16 protein-coding genes are annotated in these 18532 nt (G+C 41.6%); 6 read left to right on the forward strand and 10 right to left on the reverse strand.

What is annotated here, in order from left to right; translation table 11 throughout:
• Positions 1 to 115: 115 nt before the first annotated feature.
• Positions 116 to 1294: a Bcr/CflA family efflux MFS transporter gene (locus RH40_RS16425; protein ID WP_009602787.1), complete on the forward strand. Its 1179-nt coding sequence runs from the start codon at positions 116 to 118 to the stop codon at positions 1292 to 1294.
• 56 nt (positions 1295 to 1350) lie between these two features.
• Here the strand turns inward: RH40_RS16425 and RH40_RS16430 are convergent, their stop codons facing one another.
• The 3 genes from RH40_RS16430 to RH40_RS16440 all read right to left on the reverse strand — a co-directional run bounded on the left by RH40_RS16430 (position 1351) and on the right by RH40_RS16440 (position 4681).
• Positions 1351 to 2331 (reverse strand): class I SAM-dependent methyltransferase, encoded by a 981-nt coding sequence (locus tag RH40_RS16430; RefSeq protein ID WP_009602788.1) that lies wholly within the window; start codon positions 2329 to 2331, stop codon positions 1351 to 1353.
• Positions 2313 to 3005 (reverse strand): TIGR01621 family pseudouridine synthase, encoded by a 693-nt coding sequence (locus RH40_RS16435; RefSeq protein WP_009602789.1) that lies wholly within the window; start codon positions 3003 to 3005, stop codon positions 2313 to 2315. Before RH40_RS16435 ends, RH40_RS16430 begins: the two co-directional genes overlap by 19 nt.
• A gap of 245 nt (positions 3006 to 3250) precedes the next feature.
• Positions 3251 to 4681, reverse strand: a complete 1431-nt coding sequence (locus RH40_RS16440; RefSeq protein WP_009602790.1) for a sodium-dependent transporter — start codon at positions 4679 to 4681, stop codon at positions 3251 to 3253.
• A gap of 360 nt (positions 4682 to 5041) precedes the next feature.
• Between RH40_RS16440 and cls the strand changes: the two genes are divergently transcribed.
• From cls to RH40_RS16460, 4 genes are all read left to right on the forward strand, one after another.
• A complete protein-coding gene (gene cls / locus RH40_RS16445) occupies positions 5042 to 6496 on the forward strand; it encodes a cardiolipin synthase (RefSeq protein ID WP_009602791.1) in 1455 nt (484 codons plus the stop codon).
• Between the two features lie 226 nt (positions 6497 to 6722).
• On the forward strand, positions 6723 to 7910 hold the full coding sequence (locus tag RH40_RS16450; protein ID WP_009602792.1) for a cystathionine beta-lyase: 1188 nt from the start codon (positions 6723 to 6725) through the stop codon (positions 7908 to 7910).
• A gap of 204 nt (positions 7911 to 8114) precedes the next feature.
• Positions 8115 to 9014, forward strand: a complete 900-nt coding sequence (locus RH40_RS16455) for a lipase family alpha/beta hydrolase (RefSeq protein ID WP_050790460.1) — start codon at positions 8115 to 8117, stop codon at positions 9012 to 9014.
• A 13-nt stretch (positions 9015 to 9027) separates the two neighbouring features.
• Positions 9028 to 9873, forward strand: a complete 846-nt coding sequence (locus RH40_RS16460; protein ID WP_009602794.1) for a lipase secretion chaperone — start codon at positions 9028 to 9030, stop codon at positions 9871 to 9873.
• A 12-nt stretch (positions 9874 to 9885) separates the two neighbouring features.
• On the opposite strand, the gene RH40_RS16465 is transcribed toward RH40_RS16460, so the two are convergent.
• The 7 genes from RH40_RS16465 to pspA all read right to left on the reverse strand — a co-directional run bounded on the left by RH40_RS16465 (position 9886) and on the right by pspA (position 17250).
• On the reverse strand, positions 9886 to 10422 hold the full coding sequence (locus RH40_RS16465; protein ID WP_039954869.1) for a DNA-3-methyladenine glycosylase I: 537 nt from the start codon (positions 10420 to 10422) through the stop codon (positions 9886 to 9888).
• A 110-nt stretch (positions 10423 to 10532) separates the two neighbouring features.
• Positions 10533 to 13628, reverse strand: a complete 3096-nt coding sequence (locus tag RH40_RS16470; protein ID WP_009602796.1) for an efflux RND transporter permease subunit — start codon at positions 13626 to 13628, stop codon at positions 10533 to 10535.
• Positions 13621 to 14709 (reverse strand): efflux RND transporter periplasmic adaptor subunit, encoded by a 1089-nt coding sequence (locus tag RH40_RS16475; RefSeq protein WP_009602797.1) that lies wholly within the window; start codon positions 14707 to 14709, stop codon positions 13621 to 13623. Before RH40_RS16475 ends, RH40_RS16470 begins: the two co-directional genes overlap by 8 nt.
• A gap of 1 nt (position 14710) precedes the next feature.
• Positions 14711 to 15742, reverse strand: a complete 1032-nt coding sequence (locus RH40_RS16480) for an efflux RND transporter periplasmic adaptor subunit (RefSeq protein ID WP_009602798.1) — start codon at positions 15740 to 15742, stop codon at positions 14711 to 14713.
• Positions 15743 to 15911: 169 nt separating this feature from the next.
• On the reverse strand, positions 15912 to 16301 hold the full coding sequence (gene pspC, locus RH40_RS16485; protein WP_009602799.1) for an envelope stress response membrane protein PspC: 390 nt from the start codon (positions 16299 to 16301) through the stop codon (positions 15912 to 15914).
• Positions 16294 to 16527 carry an envelope stress response membrane protein PspB gene (gene pspB / locus RH40_RS16490; RefSeq protein WP_009602800.1) on the reverse strand — a complete coding sequence of 78 codons (234 nt, stop codon included), beginning with the start codon at positions 16525 to 16527 and terminating at the stop codon, positions 16294 to 16296. The genes pspC and pspB overlap by 8 nt, the downstream gene beginning before the upstream one ends.
• Before the next feature lie 51 nt (positions 16528 to 16578).
• Positions 16579 to 17250: a phage shock protein PspA gene (gene pspA / locus RH40_RS16495; RefSeq protein WP_009602801.1), complete on the reverse strand. Its 672-nt coding sequence runs from the start codon at positions 17248 to 17250 to the stop codon at positions 16579 to 16581.
• Positions 17251 to 17429: 179 nt separating this feature from the next.
• Between pspA and pspF the strand changes: the two genes are divergently transcribed.
• Positions 17430 to 18416 (forward strand): phage shock protein operon transcriptional activator, encoded by a 987-nt coding sequence (pspF, locus tag RH40_RS16500; protein WP_039954870.1) that lies wholly within the window; start codon positions 17430 to 17432, stop codon positions 18414 to 18416.
• Positions 18417 to 18532: the final 116 nt, after the last annotated feature.

Below are 18532 nucleotides of genomic sequence, written 5' to 3' on the forward strand. Positions count from 1 at the left end.
ATACTACTTGGCGCTTATGATAAAACCATCTAGACCAAAAAATAATAACCTATAAATCCAAGTACCCCAGCGGTTACAGGCTTGTTTATTATTTTGAGAGGTCGTTAATTATATTATGTCTAAGGTTACTCTTACTTTTATTAGTCTTCTAATGGCATCTAGTTTCTTTTTTGCATCTAGTATGTATTCACCCAGTCTGCCCGACATAGAAACCAGCTTAAATACTACTGCATCACTTGCTCAACAATCTATGAGCTATTTTTTTGTTGCACTAGCCATAAGCCAACTAATATGTGGCCCACTTTCTGAACGTTTCGGCCGTAAGCCAATCGCCCTCATATCCTCACTGATTTATCTTCTGGGCTCTATCGGATGTTTAATGTCAGACAATATCCACGTCCTACTTCTTTCAAGAATCATCCAAGGTGCAGGAGTTGGCGGCTTATACCTCTTATGCAGAACCATCTTACAAGATTCTTTTTCTAGGACTGAATTGATGGGGCTTCTTGCGTGGATGGGAGTTCTTTTTATGGCACTGCCTGGCCTCACTCCCGTCATCGGTGGCTATATCTCTGAATGTTATGGTTGGATGGGTAACTTTGTATTTATGGCAGTTATCGGGTTTATTATCACACTCGTGATCTTCTTTATAAAAAAAGAAACCATTAAAGAAATTAACCCAAATGCCATTAAGCCAAAGCAAATGTTAAATGATTATTGGATGATTGCTTCTGACACCACTTTTCTTGCATTTTTAGCAATGATGTTTAGTGCTAACAGCTGTATCATGCTTTTTCAGATCACAGGAGCTTTCGTTGCCAATAATGAGTTCTCATTATCAGCAACACAATTTGGAATATGCTCAATCGCCCTAATAACAAGCAGTATAACTGCTCGATTAATATGGAATCGCTATTTAAAGAATAACATCACTGACAATACGACCATGAGTTGGGGTTGTGCTATTCAGCTCGTTGGGTCTGTAATCACCACATACAGTATTTCAGTAAATAGCTTTGTAATGATTGTTATTGGTTTTACCGTTACCGCGTTCGGTGCGTCATTATTGATTACGATTGCAGCGGTCTCCGCACTGTATCTATTTCCCAACCATAAAGGGCAAGTAGGTGCTATTTATGGAGCACTGCAGATGCTAGCTGCGTCAATTTTTACTCTATGTCTTTCAATGTTACCCACCACACATACGACTTTAGTTGAAGTGAGCTGGCTTTTGGCGTTAGTCGCCATAGCCGCACTATTACTTCTTAAGAAAAAGGCAACCCAACTCGCTTAAAAAAATAAGAGCCAGCTCGGCTCTTATTCTTACTCTTGGGTATAACTTCATTCCGATTACTTTTCGCGGCTGAAGCGCAACACTTTTAGCGAGGCTTCAGGGTTAATATCAGCAAATTCAGGAGGATTATCAATGCGCTCCTTATAAGAGAGCTCTGGCGCCTCTTCTTGCATTCCATCGATAAGAAACTGACTCGATACTTTTGGCGAATTTACGCAAGCGAGTACATCACCGTCTTGGTTAAGCAGTTCAGGTAAACGGCGTAAAATTCGTTTGTAATCTTTAGTCAAGGCGAAGCTCCCTTTTTGAAAAGAGGGAGGATCAATCACGATGAGATCATAAGGACCCATTCGGGAAATTTTTCCCCATGAACGAAAGATGTCATAAGCTAAAAACTTAACCTGGTTTAGGTTATGACCATTCAGTTTATGGTTCTCCCTTCCTTTAGTTAAAGAAGATCGCGACATATCAACATTGACAACTTGGTCGGCGCCTCCTTCAATTGCAGCAACAGAGAACCCGCACGTATAAGCGAAAAGGTTGAGTACATTTTTACCCTTTGATTGTGCTTTGACCCAATTACGGCCAAGTCTCATATCTAAAAAAAGGCCGAAATTTTGGTTTTGTCCTATGTCAAGTCGATAGTTTATATCGGATTCAACAACAATCGGATTTCTTTGAAGCTCCCCGACCAATACTTCCGAAGGAGCACCTTTTTCGTACCTATGCTGAAGAACAATCGAGCGCCCCTGACATTTTTGCCATAAGGGAGAATCAGCCATTGCGATCAACCCATGTTTCAGGTTGTTGAGAAAGCCTTCTGAAGGCTGTTTGAACACACTGACCATAAGTTGCTGGCCAACCCAATCGCAGGTAATTTGCTCGAGCCCATCAAACATGCGTCCTCGACCATGAAAAAGTCGGCGTACCTCACTACCCGCAAGTAGCAGTTGACTATGGATTTGTTCAAAAAAGATGGGCAAAGCCCCTGCTTGTAATCCGGCTAAAGAATCGCCGTTCATTGTATCTTCGGCCATGAAAGCTCCCATGGTTTTAGCCAAGATTCGACACCTTGGCTGACCGTATTATTATTCCAATTATTACCTAAATGAGGTTGATTTCGTGGGTCACAAACGAATTGGTAGTGCTCTCCTTCAAACCGAAAACACAGCGCAAAGGCATGTAAATAGCCCCTATCACTTGCTTTTGGATCTGCATAGATAGGATCGCCAAGAATTGCTCCACCGATTGACTTTAGAGCAACTCTAATTTGGTGAGTTTTACCTGTGTAAGGCTTACATAGGTAGAGCCTCAAGCCAGGACCGGCGGAAATAGAGAAAAACTGAGTCGTTGCAGGGTTATCTAATGACTTGACTAACTTCCACGAAGAGCGACGCGAGCGAACCATATCTCCACAAATCAATCCTTGTTTCTTTTTGGGTTTTCCTGAACCAATTGCTAGATAAAATTTTTCTACCTGACGAAGCGCAAATTGCTCAGATAACTTTCGCGCAGCATCGACATGTCGAGCAATCAGCATTAGTCCCGATGTCATTTTATCGAGACGATGAACTAGATATAATTGTTCATCTCCTGTTTTGCTTGAGATTTCCTGCAACAACATCGTATCCCCGTCATCTTTGTGAACAGATACATTAGGATGCTTGTTAATTACGATGAAATCATCATGCAAAAATACTAAATCAAACATTTTGCTCGCTCCATTTGGGCTGCAAAGTATACCTTGAGATAAAACTAAATCTACCCGTAATCTCGCTTCCAGAGTCGACTTACTCTAAAAGCCCTCTGTATTTAGCGTAACAATACTCACTAAATAAAACAGACCATCCTTGGATATCCAAATGACTTAACGTTAACGGAGTCTGCTGTACCTATATTAAAACCAAAAAAGCCTCTCTAATATAGAGAGGCTTTTCTACTAATGAGTCTTTGACATTAGAGCTTTTTGGAGAAAATCCCCGTCAGCACGATAATACCAATTCCCAGCAGCATGATGGCACCCTTGCCACTATCAAAGCCAGACTTGATGCCCATCACAGCAACCACGGCAATAGCAACAGGTATAATATATTTCACCAATGTGTACCAAAGACCGAAAAGAGGGAATGAAATTTCACCGTCATTAGTGATTTCTTTCTCTAAATCAGACCTTGATAATCTCCATCCTGCAAAGATACAAACCAACATACCACCAACAGCTAAGAAGATCTTGTCTGTCAGTAAGTCGAAGATATCAAATACACCAGTACCAAATAAGGTTGGGCCAACACCGCCAAGAGAGAGCGAAGCTATAATACAAAGCAAACCCATTACCACACTAGAACCAATTACAGCAGTCGAACGTTTTAAACCTTTTTCATCGATCAAATAAGATACAACGACTTCCAAAAGAGAAACTGAAGAAGTAAGAGCGGCAACTGTCAAACCAATAAAGAATAACAACGCTAGTACTAGGCCTACCGCACCACCCATTTCAGCAAACAGCTGTGGCACCACGACAAAAACCAAGCCTGGCCCCGCCGCAGGCTCCATACCAAATGCAAACATTGCAGGGAACATCGCGATACCAGCAAGAAGTGCAACCCCGGTATCCATCGCTGTAACCATGCCTGTTGTCTGGACTAAGTTTTCTTTCTTTTTAATGTATGAGCCGTAGGTGATCATACACCCCATCCCCAAACTTAAAGAGAAGAATGCTTGACCAAGTGCTGCGAGTACGACATTACCATCAACTTTTGAAAAGTCGGGCATAAACAGGAACTCGAGACCTGCCATTGCTCCAGGAAGCATGAGTCCTTTAACAGATACAATGATCAGAATAACGAAAAGTAAAGGCATCAGAATTTTACCTGCCTTTTCGATGCCGCCAGAAATTCCTTTCATCACAATAACGACGTTCAAAAGTAGGTAGATACCCATCCAGGTCAAAGGTTGCATAGGATGAGATATAAAGCCACCAAAGCTATCTCCAATCGCTTCTGGAGTCGAAAGTAATCCACCACCGACTTTAAAGATATAGGCTAGAGCCCAACCACCCACCACAGGATAAAAACCCATGATAAGAAGCCCACTTAGCACACCGAGTACACCAGTGAATGTCCATCGCTTATCTGTTGATTTGAAAGAACCGACCGCCGACAGACCTGTTTTTCGACCAATGGCGAACTCTGTCAACATCACACTAAAGCCAATAAATATTACAAAAAGTAGATAGATAAAGACAAAAGCGCCCCCTCCACTTTCCCCAGCTGTGTATGGAAATTTCCATATGTTGCCTAAACCCACAGCAGAACCAGCTGCTGCCATTACGAAGCCTAATTTTGATCCCCATGTATCACGGGGCTGCGCACTTGTACTTGTAGCCACGGTTACTCCATTAAATCGTTTTTTAAAGTTGTGTTTGCGTAGCAGACCATCAAAAGTGGGCGTAAAAAATATATTACACCAAGAAAAAGTTTCTACGACGTCTGCACTATGGCCAGTAAAACAGTTTTAGATTAAAATTAAAAGGCTGCTTAGCATATTTAATTAACATATCAGTAATTATCATACTTAATCGCTGCTTTTTTAATCTTTCTCATTGACCATACACTAAATTTTACATTCTTATAACATTAAATAACTAGTTAAGGTTAATTTCTGTGATAGAACATGTCTTAGTGTTGTGATTGCATGAGATAAAATTATTATAAGTCAATAAACAAGACTCTCTATCTAGGGTACTGAATGGAAAAGCTTTACCACCTCTTCACGATTGCTTTAGTACTTTTATACTGGGCACTTGTTGCGGGTGTTACTTTAAGGGTCGTCTTAAAAAGGCGAGCTGTAAGTGTTTCACTGGCTTGGTTAATGATTATTTACATTATTCCGATTGTTGGAGTGATGTGCTATTTCCTCTTTGGTGAACTTAATTTGGGGCGAAAACGTGCAGAGCGAGCAAAAGACATGCTATCGCCTTTCCGGCAATGGTTCGCCAAATTAAATAAATGTCATGCGCATGCTCCTGAAAACTTCGGGCGTCATATCTATCGAATTGATGAGTTATGTAATAATCGCCTAGATTTACCTGCTTTGTCGGGAAATACTTTATCTCTGCAAAGCACTCCCTCTTCAATCACCCAGTCTATCTTATTTGATATCGAGACAGCGACATCCAGTATCCGCATGGTTTTCTACATATGGCACCCTGGTGGGGCTGCAGATAATGTTGCTGCTGCTCTTATTCAAGCTGCAGAGCGCGGTGTAAAAGTAAAGCTTCTCCTGGACTCTGCAGGGAGTAAAAACTTCTTTCGCAGTAAATGGCCTAAAAAAATGCGCCGCGCTGGTATTGAAGTCGTTCAGGCGCTCCAAGTTAATGCTTGGCGTATATTTCTCCGTCGACTAGATCTACGCCAACATAGAAAGATAATTGTTATCGATGAAAGAATTGCTTATACGGGTTCAATGAATATGGTTGACCCTGCATGCTTCAAGCAAGATACAGATCTTGGCCAATGGATAGACATAATGGTTAGGATAACAGGGCCAACGGTCAATGTTCTGTCTGCAATTCACTGCTGGGACTGGGAGGTGGAAACCGGTTCTCGTTCTTTGCCGCCTATCCCAGAATGTGGGTTTGATCAGACCAAAACTCAGCATCCTGTTCAAGTTGTCCCCTCTGGTCCAGGAATGCCAGCCTATTTAATTTCACAGGTTCTTACGCTAGCGATTAATCAAGCCAACCATTCTGTCACAATAACTACCCCCTACTTTGTTCCAAGTTCTGATTTACTCGCAACATTGAAAATGACGGCACAACGTGGGATCAAAGTCGAACTCATTATCCCACATAAAAATGACTCCTTAATGGTGCAATGGGCATCACGAGCTTTTTACGCAGAATTGCTTGAAGCTGGTATCATAATTCACGAATTTTACGGTGGGCTACTTCATACTAAATCCGTTGTAATAGACAAAGAATTTTGCCTTATCGGAACCGTAAACCTTGATATGAGAAGCTTATGGCTAAACTTCGAAATTACCTTAGCAGTTGATGACCAAAAGTTTACCAATTCGTTGAACTCTCTCCACAAACGTTATATCGAACAATCACATCCCGTAAATAAAGCGAAATGGCTTCAAAGGGGCTTACGTTATCGCTTTTTAGAGCGCCTCTTTTATTTGTTTAACCCACTCCTCTAATCCGACTTGATATTCGTCACCCTACGTGTTTTAAATAGGAATATACCCAAGTAACTTAAAGATGCTAGGTTCAGCGAGAATGGCTTGCTTCGGCCAGTTGAGGTATGGACTCTGAGAGGATAGTTTAGTCAATACTTGCTCAAATTGGCTCTAATAAATTTAGGTATTCGCCGATACAAAAATAGGGTGACTCGTCGGGTTAAAAATTCATTCATAGGGAATATTAATGTCAGAACACAATAAAACAAAACTTGTTTCCGTGGGCCGGAAACGAAAATGGACTCACGGTGTTGTTAACCCGCCAGTTCAAAGAGCTTCAACGGTCGTTTTCAATACAGTCGCTGAAAAACAAAGCGCAGCGATAAACCGCACTAATCAAACCCTTTTTTACGGTCGTCGAGGAACACATACTCATTTTGCCTTACAAGACGCGATGGCTCAGATCGAGAATGGTGCTGGCTGCGCCCTATACCCTTGTGGTACGGCAGCAATTACCTCAGCCATTTTGTCGTTCGTTAAAAGTGGAGACCACATCTTGATGGTCGACACTTGTTACGAACCGACCCGAGACTTTTGCAATAATATTCTCAAAAATCTCGGAGTCGAAACCACTTATTTTTCACCGACTATTGGTCAAGATATCGAACAGCATATCCGCCCTAACACGCGGTTACTCTTTTTAGAGTCGCCTGGTTCGATTACCATGGAAGTTCAGGATGTACCAACATTGAGTAAAATAGCTCACCAACACGATTTAATTGTAATGTTGGATAATACCTGGGCCGCTGGAGTCAACTTTGAAGCTCTAAAATACGGCGTCGATATTTCGATACAAGCAGCAACAAAATACATTGTTGGACACTCTGATGTTATGTTAGGGACCGCCGTTGCAAACGAGAAATACTGGGAGCAACTTCGTGAACACAGCTACTTGTTAGGACAATGTGTGTCGGCTGATGATGCATACTTGGGGCTTCGCGGTATCCGGACACTAGATATTCGCCTTCGACAACATGCTGAAAATAGTTTAACCATTGCCAATTGGCTAACATCTCGTCCAGAAGTTGATCACGTCAGACACCCTGAACTACCAAGTTGTCCCGGCCACGAGTTTTTCAAACGTGATTTTAAGGGTGGTAATGGACTTTTCTCCTTTGTACTCAAAACCAGTTATCCCAAAGCTACCAATGCCTTTCTCGATACCCTTCAGCACTTTAGTATGGGGTATTCTTGGGGTGGTTTTGAAAGCTTGGTCTTGGCAAACGAGCCTAAAAGTTTCAATAGTCTTAGAACGATCGCCAATCCTAACTTCAAAGGTACTCTGATCAGAGTACATATTGGCCTTGAAGATGTTGATGACCTAATTGCCGATCTTACTGCTGCGTTTGAAAAATATAATGAGGTATTAGACTAAAAGCATGCTCGGCGTAGAAATACATTCACGTCGAGCATTTTTTACATGCATCTTTTTCTAGTAATAGGTCACGTTTTAATAGTTCTTCTACACTTTCTTCAGTCTTTTTATTCATTTATCTCCTACTTTTAAATTTCTCACCAGAAAACAAAATAAAAGGAGATTATTTTGAAATCAAGATTCGCTCGCTCTGCTGCTTGGCTAATTTTCGTGCTCTGTTCTATCATTCATGGCCAAGTTTTGGCTAGTGATTACACAAAGACCCAGTACCCAATTGTACTTGTACACGGTTTATTTGGTTTCGATACCCTTGCTGGAGTTGAATATTTCTATGGCATACCACAGATGCTGACCAAAGGAGGTGCAACCGTTTATGTGGCACAAGTATCCGCTGCCAACAGCTCTGAATTACGCGGAGAACAATTGCTTCAGCAGATCGAAACGCTCACCGCAGCAACGGGAGTATCAAAGGTTAATATTATCGGACACAGTCATGGAGGACCGACCGCTCGCTATGTTGCCTCTGTTAGACCCGATCTCGTCGCGTCTGTAACCAGTATTGGAGGACCACATAAAGGCTCTAAAGTTGCAGATATTGTCAGGGGAAAAGTACCGCCGGGGTCACCATTTGAAGGATTGGCGGAGTATTTAGCAACAGCTCTCGCGATACTTATCAACCATCTATCAGGAGGACAAGACTTAGCTCAGGATCCTATAGCTGCTCTTGATGCATTGACGACAGAAGGTGCAGAAGAATTCAATCGATACTATCCCGAAGGTGTACCAGAAAGCGAGTGCGGTGAAGGTGACTTTCAATCCGATTTCGGGGTTTACTATTATTCTTGGACAGGGTCAAAGGCGAGCACCAACTTTTTTGACCCCATAGATGGAGTTTTAGCTATTCTAGGTCTCGCTTTTGATGGTCCAAATGATGGACTTGTATCAACTTGCAGCGCTCACCTTGGAAAAGTCATAGGAGATAATTATAAGATGAATCACCTTGATGAAATTAATGGCTTGTTCGGTATTCACCATCTGTGGGAAACCGATCCACTCGAACTTTTCAGTGAACATGCCAACAGATTAAAACTTCTCGGACTATAACAAGGGTACAATAATGAAACGGACTTTCCTGATAGCAGGTTCTATATTAATCCTGATGGCTTTCGGGTCAGTCCCATATCACCTTCTTACCGCGAATACTTTTCCCTCACTCCAAGATAAAGAGAGAGTCGAAATAAATTTATCAACCCCAAAAAACTATTTTGATTTTAGTTTAAGTAAGTTAGACGAAGCATCTCTGGAGCAGATAAGGAATACAGTAAAAGCTCAATCAAAAAAGACTGAATCAATCCAAATTGATGAGGAAATGTTTGAAAAATATTTGCAATACAAAGGAGCGTTAGAGACTCTTTCTCCGAGCTCAACCATCAACCTCGATTACATGATTTCACTCGACAATCAAATAAAAGGCCTTCAACTTCAGTTCTTCACTAATGATGAAATTGAGCTCTTATTTGGTGAAGAGAATCTTCTTCGCCAATTTGCCATCAACAAAATACAAATTTCACAACAAGAACTCTCCCATGACGAACGTTTATCTCTGCTAAATACGCTCATCAGTAATATGCCAGAACATATACAACAAGCAGAAAAAAACAATCAGCTGATTACTCACTTAGAAGAATTATCTGACCTTGAAGGACAAAACCTGCACCTTCGCCGTCAGGAGCTTGTGGGTAGCGAGGGAGCCGCACGCTTGGCAGATTTGGACGATCAACGACAGCATTTTCAATCGGTTCTAGCAGGTTATTTTGTTGAGCGTAATGAGATACTAAAAAGCCAACAATTTTCAAACCAAGACCGTGAGGCTGCTATTGATTACTTGAGATCTCAAAGGTTTCAAAAAAAGGACATCCGAAGAGTCTTAGCACTGGAACGTATACACGACCAAAATCAGTAACGAGCAATACTCTCACCTAGTTTTTTTGTATATACATCCTTCAAGGTGGTCATCGACCATACCCACTGCTTGCATAAAAGCATAACAAATTGTTTCACCGACAAAAGAAAAACCATTCAATTTTAAAAAGCGGCTCATTGCTCTCGATTGTTCTGTAGCAGTAGGAATTTGGGATGGAGAGGACCAATGATTAATGATTGTTGAGTGATCAACAAACTGCCACAACGCATCAGAGAGGCTTGAATATTCTTCAATTAAGTTCAATGAAGCACGAGCATTATTGAATACTGAACAAATTTTTCCACGATGCCTGATAACGTCATAATTTTTAATGATATGATCCGCATGAGCATCATCTCGCATAGCCAGTTTACTAAGCTCATAATGCTCAAAGGCGCTCCGGTACGCGTCTCTTCTCTTCAAGATAGTAATCCAACTCAAGCCCGCCTGAGCTCCCTCTAAGGTAATAAACTCGAATAAGGTTCGATCATCAAAAACGGCTCTGCCCCACTCTCGATTGTGATATTCGCGCTCTAGGGGATGTTTCATCGCCCACGCACACTCTATCTCGTGTTTCAATTAATAACTCCTTGAGCCTGAATAAATGCAAGATACACTACCGCCCTCCCAAAATATGAGAGGGCCTTGATGATACAAACCTAATTTGGTAAGGCAACTCTGTGGAAAAGTCGATAAAGGACAGGAACAACAATTAAAGTCAGTATTGTCGCAAATCCAAGCCCGAACATAATCGTCACAGCCATTGGTTTGAAAAAGATATCCGGAAGTAGGGGCACCATACCTAATATCGTTGTAATGGCTGCCATACATACAGGTCGAACACGACTAACCGCGGCATCCACCACCGCATCATAGGGATCTTTACCTGATTTCATTTCGATTTCAATTTGGTCGAGTAGAACGATACCATTTTTGAGCAACATTCCTGACAGACTTAGGAAACCGAGTAAAGCCATAAAGCCGAAGGGCGTATCCAAGGCCAACAATCCTGTTGTCACTCCCATAATCGCTAATGGCACTGTAAGCCAGACAATCAAAGGCTCTTTGACAGAGTTAAACAAAAATACCGTAACTAAAAACATAAATAGATAGCCCATCGGCATAGTACTAAATAGGGAAGCTTGGGCATCACCTGATGATTCATATTCTCCCCCCCACTCTAGCGAATAGCCTGCCGGTAATTGAATCTGATCAATCTTCGGCATCAAGCGTTTTTGCAACGTAGCCGCAGTTTCCTCTCCAAGAATGTTGGGGTCAGCCATAACCGTCAGCGTTCTCTTACGATTCTTACGCATTATTACCGGGTCTTCCCAGCGTATATCATAGCCCATCGTAACCTGTTGTAGTGGGATGTATTCACTCAGTGCCGGACTCCAAATTTTCATGCTTTCGATATTGCGGATATCGACCCTTTCTTCTTCAGGCAACCTAGCCACTATAGGCATAAGTGTTGTCCCATCTCGGTACACACCAACCGCTTTTCCTGAAAATGACATCGCCAAAAATTCATCAACATCAGATTTTGTGATCCCATATCGACGCGCTTGACTCTCATTAAATTTTGGCTCGATTACCTTAGTACGTTCACGCCAGTCATGACGTATATTCGTCGCACCAGGATCGTCATTCATAATATCTTCGACTTGTCGGGCAAGACCGCGCAAGATGGTTGGATCAGAGCCAGTAATACGCGCTTCAATCTTAGCCCCGCTACTAGGCCCGAGTTCGATTTGCTTAAGTTTATAGTTCACCTCTGGGTATTTATTTTCAAGGTGGGCTCTAAATTGCTCCATCAATGTGTGAAGTACACTGTAGTCAGTAACTCGAACAGTAATTTCACCATAGGCGGCATAACTTTTCTCAGGCGCATAAGTAAGCATAAACCTTTGCAAACCTTTACCGGCCGTTGTCGTTACATGTTCCACACCATCATGAGCGAACAGCCACGACTCTAAATCCTCAAGACGCTCGTTGGTGGATCTGATATCTGTTCCTTCTGGTAACCAAATATCGGTTTGAAATATCGGAGTTGTTGAAGAAGGAAAGAATGATTGCTTAACTTGTGTGAAACCTAAAATACTCGCCGCTAGCCCCAATACTAGCACTGCAACCGTAGCCCATGCACGCTTCATACAAAATTCTAGGAAGCCCTTATAGACAACAAACAACACACCTTTGTAAGGGTCTGCATCTTCATTGATATTCGCTTTTTGACCTTTGAAAAAAATATCGGCAAAAAAAGGCGTCAAAGAAATCGCTGTAAACCAACTCAACATTAGTGAAATCAGCAACACTGAAAATAGTGTTCCACAATATTCACCTGTGGCATCATCCGATAAGCCAATTGGAGCGAAAGCCGTTACTGCAATCACAGTAGCACCTAACAGAGGCCATTTTGTTTGGGTGACAATATCGGTCGCAGCCTGCATTCTCGATCGACCTTTTTGAGTACCAATCAAGATTCCCTCGACGATCACTATGGCATTATCAACTAACATTCCTAGGGCAATAACGAGCGCCCCAAGGGAGATACGCTGTAATTCAATGCCCATATACCTCATGAAAATAAAGGTGCCAAGTACGGTGAGCAATAGAATGAGGCCAATAAGAAGGCCTGACCGAAGTCCCATAAAAAACAATAGTACTATGATAACGATAGCGACTGCCTGACCAAGACTCACGACAAAGCCACTTACGGATTTGTCTACTTCTTTAGGCTGACTGTATATTTCAGAGATATCGATACCGACTGGTTGTTGATATTTTAACTCTGCCAAGCGACGACTAAAACCTTTACCAACCTCTACAACATTAACTCCTTGAGCAAAGGCGATACCAAGGTTCAGCGCCAACTTACCGTTGTATGTGATAATATTATCTGGAACTTCGACGTATCCTCGAGAAATTTTCGCTACATCTTTCAGGTAGATAAGTCCCTGAGCCCCAGATTCTGTAATAATCAAATCGCCTAACTGATCAACATTTTCAAACTCACCGGTAGGCTGAATATGAATGTACTCATCACCAATGCGAATGGCACCAGCATCAGAAACTGCATTTTGAGTGGCTAACAAATTAAATACAGTATTAGGGTCGATACCCAAGCTACTTAAACGCTTCATCGAAACTTCGATAAAAACTTGTTCCTGCTGCTGCCCAGACACTGATACTTTACTTACACCATCGACTAGCTCTAGCTCACGACGGAGATAATCTACGTAGTCGAGCAGTTCTTTATAGTTATACCCCTCACCAGTTACAGCGAGTAGGATCCCATACACATCACCGAAATCGTCAATAACCGAGGGCTCATTCACCCCTGGGGGTAACCTTTTTTTCAAGTCATTAACTTTTCGCCTCAACTCATCCCAGATTTGTGGCAGATCGTCGGGGCCATAAGTCTTTTTCATTGACACTATGATCTGAGACAAGCCTCTACTCGTTATTGATTTGACTTCATCAACATAGGGCAATTGCTGAATCGCTTTTTCCAATGGATAAGAAACTTCCTCTTCGACTTGTTGGGGTGTTGCGCCCGGGTATGAGGTAATAACCATTGCATCTTTAATAGTAAAAGCAGGGTCTTCGAGTCGGCCAAGACCTAAAAACGCATTAATGCCACCAATTAAAAAAATCAGAGCGATCATCCAACTTATTACCCGATTACGGATAAAATAAGCAGCAATTCCGGTCACATTATTGTCGTCGTGTAAATTTTGATTGCCACTACTCATCATCTGCTCCCTGCTCTATTACTTCTACCTTTATTCCCTCTCTCAACCGAGAAATACCCGCAATAACAACGTACTCACCACGACTTAATCCATCGAGTATTTGTACTGAGTCCTTATGAGCCTTACCAGCAATTACTTGCTTTTTTATTACCGTATTATCTTCTTTAACACACCATACATATTTCTTGTCACGCGCTAGATCATCGCCGTCCGCGTTAAAGATGGCTTCAATTGGAACATGAACTACATTACCAACATCCATGTCAATATTTTGATTCTTTGCCGTTACCTCAACCGCCATTCCATCCAGGATATACTCTTCTTTTGGCATCGGCATAATCAACGTCACAGTGAATGTTGCAGTCTGAGGATCTGGCTCAGTGGTAAACTCTTTAATGCGAGCATCGTATTCATTACCACTAGGAACCTTAACAATAGCTTCTACCTGGGACAGTGCCTCTTTGCTTGACTGTTTTATGTATAAACGATCTGGCAACTGTATTAGCACTTCAATATTTTCTGTACTTTGTATATTAACTATCTGTTGACCTACTCGAACATTTTCAAATTGGTCAGTATTAACTCGAGAAATAATGCCATCAACTGGAGCACGTAGTTTAGTGTAAGATAGACGTAGTTTTGCTAAGTCCAGTTCTGCTTTGGCAATTTGTCGGTTCGCTGCAATCTCATCGAATTGTGATTTGGCAAGCGACCCCTTATCAACCAATGCCTTAGAACGACTATATTGGCTATCAACGACATTATAGCGAGCCAAAGCATTATCAACATCCAGCTTATAATCTGTAGGATCTAGCTGTGCTATGATCGCCCCTTTTTTTAATCTATCTCCCTCTTTAACGTACAATTTGATAATTTCTCCAGCGACTCTAAAGCTCAGGTGGGAACGATCAGCAGCATGAGCAACTGCGGGAAAATAGAGCTTATCACCACCTGAAGTTCGATTAGATAGTTTAACAACCTTGACTTTAGGTGGAACAACTTCTGTATTTTCTGGGTCTTTACCACAGCCAACTAATAACACCGTACTGAGCGACAATAAATAATAGAAGTAACGATTCATTTTATAAGCCTCGCTCTTTGATCCATTCACGCACTTTATCGCCAGACTTAAGTCCACCAACGCCAGAAGCAACGATCTTGTCTCCATTCTCAAGACCTTGTTCTATTTGTCTTATCTCATTCAAAATCACCTTTACTTTCTCAACAGTACCGTCTGATTCCACTCTCCAAACATAAGTGTGCCCATCCGTTTCTATAACAGCGGATTTGGGGATAGGAGTCGCTTTTATCGCGTCCATTTTTACATGAACGTTTCCTGCCATGCCGGGCAATATCCCCACACCTTGAGGGCTTTCCATTACCATGGTCACTTTGTAGGAACCAGTTTTAGGATCAGCTTCGGTATCTACTTCCTGAAAAGCCAATGAGTAATGATGATCGGGAAAAGAGTCAAAAGTCATCGTCGCGTCAATATTTGGACCACCCGCAAACCGATTTAAAAGCTGGTTAGGTAATTGAAAAATTACTTTTATCAACTGATTTGTTTGTATGTTCATAATGCCCTGTTTGGCATCTACGAATTCAAACCGCTCTGCTGGTAATAGGGAAATTGTCCCGCTGTACGGTGCCGTTAGTCTTGTATAACCGAGGTTTGCTTTGGCTTGTTCTAATTGAGCTATCGACGAATTATAGTTAGCCTTCGCTTGGTCAAAATCTTGCTCAGAAACAACTTTGTCAGCACGCAGCTTTTTATAACGTTCAAATTGAACGCTTGCCAATAAATACTTCGCCCGCGCCTGCTGCTCTAACAGTGAGTATTCATCAGCATCAAGAGATGCAAGTACTTCTCCCTTTTCAACTCTTTGTCCAGCATTGACTAAAATAGTTTCTATCTGGCCAGGTACTCGAAACGTCAATACTGCTTTATCTCCTGCCTCAGAACTCGCGGGGAAATTTCGTTCAAAAACGTTATTGTCGACAGATACAGTAAATAACTTGGCAGGCCTAGATTCTGGCTCTTCTGTGGGTGGAAGGTCTTTATTACAACCATACAAAATGGTCGTGCTGAGAAGTAACAATATCGGTTTATACATAATCATCCATCCAAAGCAAGCTAGTAGCGGTTAAGATAGATGAATGACAAAGCAACTTCCATAAAGATGTGGCTAAATTATTATACGAAATAATAGTTTAGCCACTAGATGTGCGGGATATCTCAATTTTCGGTAACAAACTATTGCCCAGTGCCGCAGCACTGGACAATTATAACGCATTGAACTCTTTGTTTACTTGGTAAGCATCAGAGGTTACATAGGCTTCGATAGACTGTATTTTCTCTTCAACATTATCAAAATCTCGCTCGAGTCTATCCAAAAGTAACTCCGGAGAAGAGCCTTTTTGCCAAGGTTTATTTTTGAGCGTGTGCTCATGCTCCGACCGAATGGCCTCAACGTAATTGGGTGGTTGTTTCTCTATCATAAATGACAATGCAATATAGATGAGAAGAATAAGAAAGGTTCCCCCCAAGAGCAAGGCAGAAATCACTGAAATTCTTACCAACCAGACTTCAAGCGAAAGGTAATTGGCTAAGCCAGCACAAACCCCTGAGATCTTTCCATTTTCAGTATCTCGATATAATTCACGTTTAATCATAATTTTGTCTCCAAGTCGGCGACTCTGAGTCGAGAATACGCTCTAGTGTTTCTACTCTCATTTGCATCGACTCTGCTTTCTTGGATAAATGTTCCAGCCTTGTTAAATCCTCAGCAGACAGACCAGCACTTGCGTGTTTTTTGCTCCGATAGTGTAAAAACAGCCACAGCGGGGCAACAAATATCAAAAAGACGGTTAATGGTCCTGCGATTAAAAATGAAGACATGATCTGCTCCTAGTATCAAATTAGCCAAGCTGTCCAAAATAGCCGGTTTAGTTATTGTTTATCTTGTTGCATTTTTTGTTTTAAGTTTGCCAGTTCCTTCTCTATTTCATCATCCGCCTTTAACTCAGCAAACTCTTGCTCTAGAGACTTAGAATTTCCTGTTTGAGCGTAGAGGTCAGCTTCTGCTTCCATCTCATCAATTTTTCTTGAGTATTGCTCAAACTTGGCAAACGCTTCACTGGTTCTTGATGTATGGAGATGTTTCTGTACATCACGGCGATTAGAGGCGGTACTATTCCGAATAGCAAGTGCCTGCTGTTTTGCGCGTGTCTCGGTAATTTTAGCTTCTAATTTACCGATTTCTCCGGTGAGCTTTTCGATAGTCTCTTCGACTAAGGTTTGTTCTGTAAGTAGCCCCTTGAGAACGTCTTGAGTCTTTTGCTTTTCAACCAAAGCCGAGCGCGCTAGATCATCTCGCTGTTTAGTTAGCGCCAATGTTGCTTTTTCTTGCCAATCTTCAATACAAGCTTGGATCGATTCCACTTTGCGAGAAAGTTCCTTCTGGTCTGCAATTGCCTTCGCAGAATTAGTACGAACTTCAACTAAAGTATCTTCCATTTCCTGAATAATAAGACGAATCATTTTTTCAGGGTCTTCTGCTTTGTCTAACAATGCGCTGATATTCGAATTGACGATGTCGGCAAATCTAGAAAAAATACCCATAACTAGCTCCTTTTTTCCCAAAATAGTAATGTGCGATTTAAATATATTTTAGAAGTAATCAAAACTTGTGCCAAAAATAAAAACCATTAATATCAGCAACTTAAAAACGTTGCTATTGAAAAATGAAATAAGGTGTGTTGAATTTACCTATAGTTGGTAAAAATAACCAAGGTACACTTATGGCACAAAATCTTATTGGTCAGTCTCCGGCTTTTCTCAGTATTCTGGATAAAGTTTCACAACTCGCACCTATTGAACGCCCCGTTTTAATTATCGGTGAAAGAGGCACGGGCAAGGAACTTATCGCTCAAAGGCTACATTTTCTCTCTAAAAGATGGGAACAGCCACTCATCTCGGTAAACTGCTCAACTTTGGATGAAAACTTGATCGGGAGCGAGCTATTTGGTCACGAACAAGGAGCATTCACGGGAGCGAAAGCAAAACATAAAGGGCGTTTTGAACGCGCTGAAAAAGGGACCTTATTCCTCGACGAACTCGCAACGACACCGCTCTTTGTACAAGAAAAACTCCTCAGAGTAATCGAGTATGGTCACTATGAAAGGATCGGTGGACATACATCCCTAAATGCCGATGTCAGAATCATAGGTGCAACCAATGCCAACCTACCTGAAATGGCCTCCAAAGGGCGATTTAGACCAGACTTACTCGATCGATTAGCATTTGATGTTATTCATTTGCCCCCTTTGCGAGAAAGGAAAGAAGATATCATACCTCTCGCTGAACACTACGCCATCAAAATGTGCAGAGAACTCGAACTGGAGTATTTCGCCGGTTTTAGTACGCTAGCTCAACAAAGCCTCCTAGACTATCACTGGCCCGGAAATATCAGAGAGTTGAAAAATGTTGTTGAACGGGCGGTCTATCAAAACCATAATTCCATGACCCCCATTGAGTCATTGTTGTTTAATCCATTTAGCGCGGATTGGCAGTCAGAAAGCCGAGATACAGCAATTAATCTGGATCAGGAAGAAACTCAGGTCGAGTTCCCTATAGATTTTAAACTATGGCAGGAATGTCAAGATCGCGTGATTCTAAAAAAAGCACTCAAACAAAGCCAATATAATCAACGCAAAGCAGCAGAACTCCTCGGGCTAAGCTACCATCAATTAAGAGGAATGGTGCGTAAATATGATCTCTCAAATTGATCAGTTTATAAGATAGAGTCTAAGTTAGACCTAAAATAGTCTTTTATTTACTAGCACATAAATAATAAAATGAGGCATAATAGTGAGTTACTTCGTGCTTTGGCCCAACGAGTTTT

It is taken from the genome of Vibrio caribbeanicus ATCC BAA-2122 (assembly GCF_000165125.1).
Classification (GTDB): Bacteria; Pseudomonadota; Gammaproteobacteria; order Enterobacterales; family Vibrionaceae; genus Vibrio; species Vibrio caribbeanicus.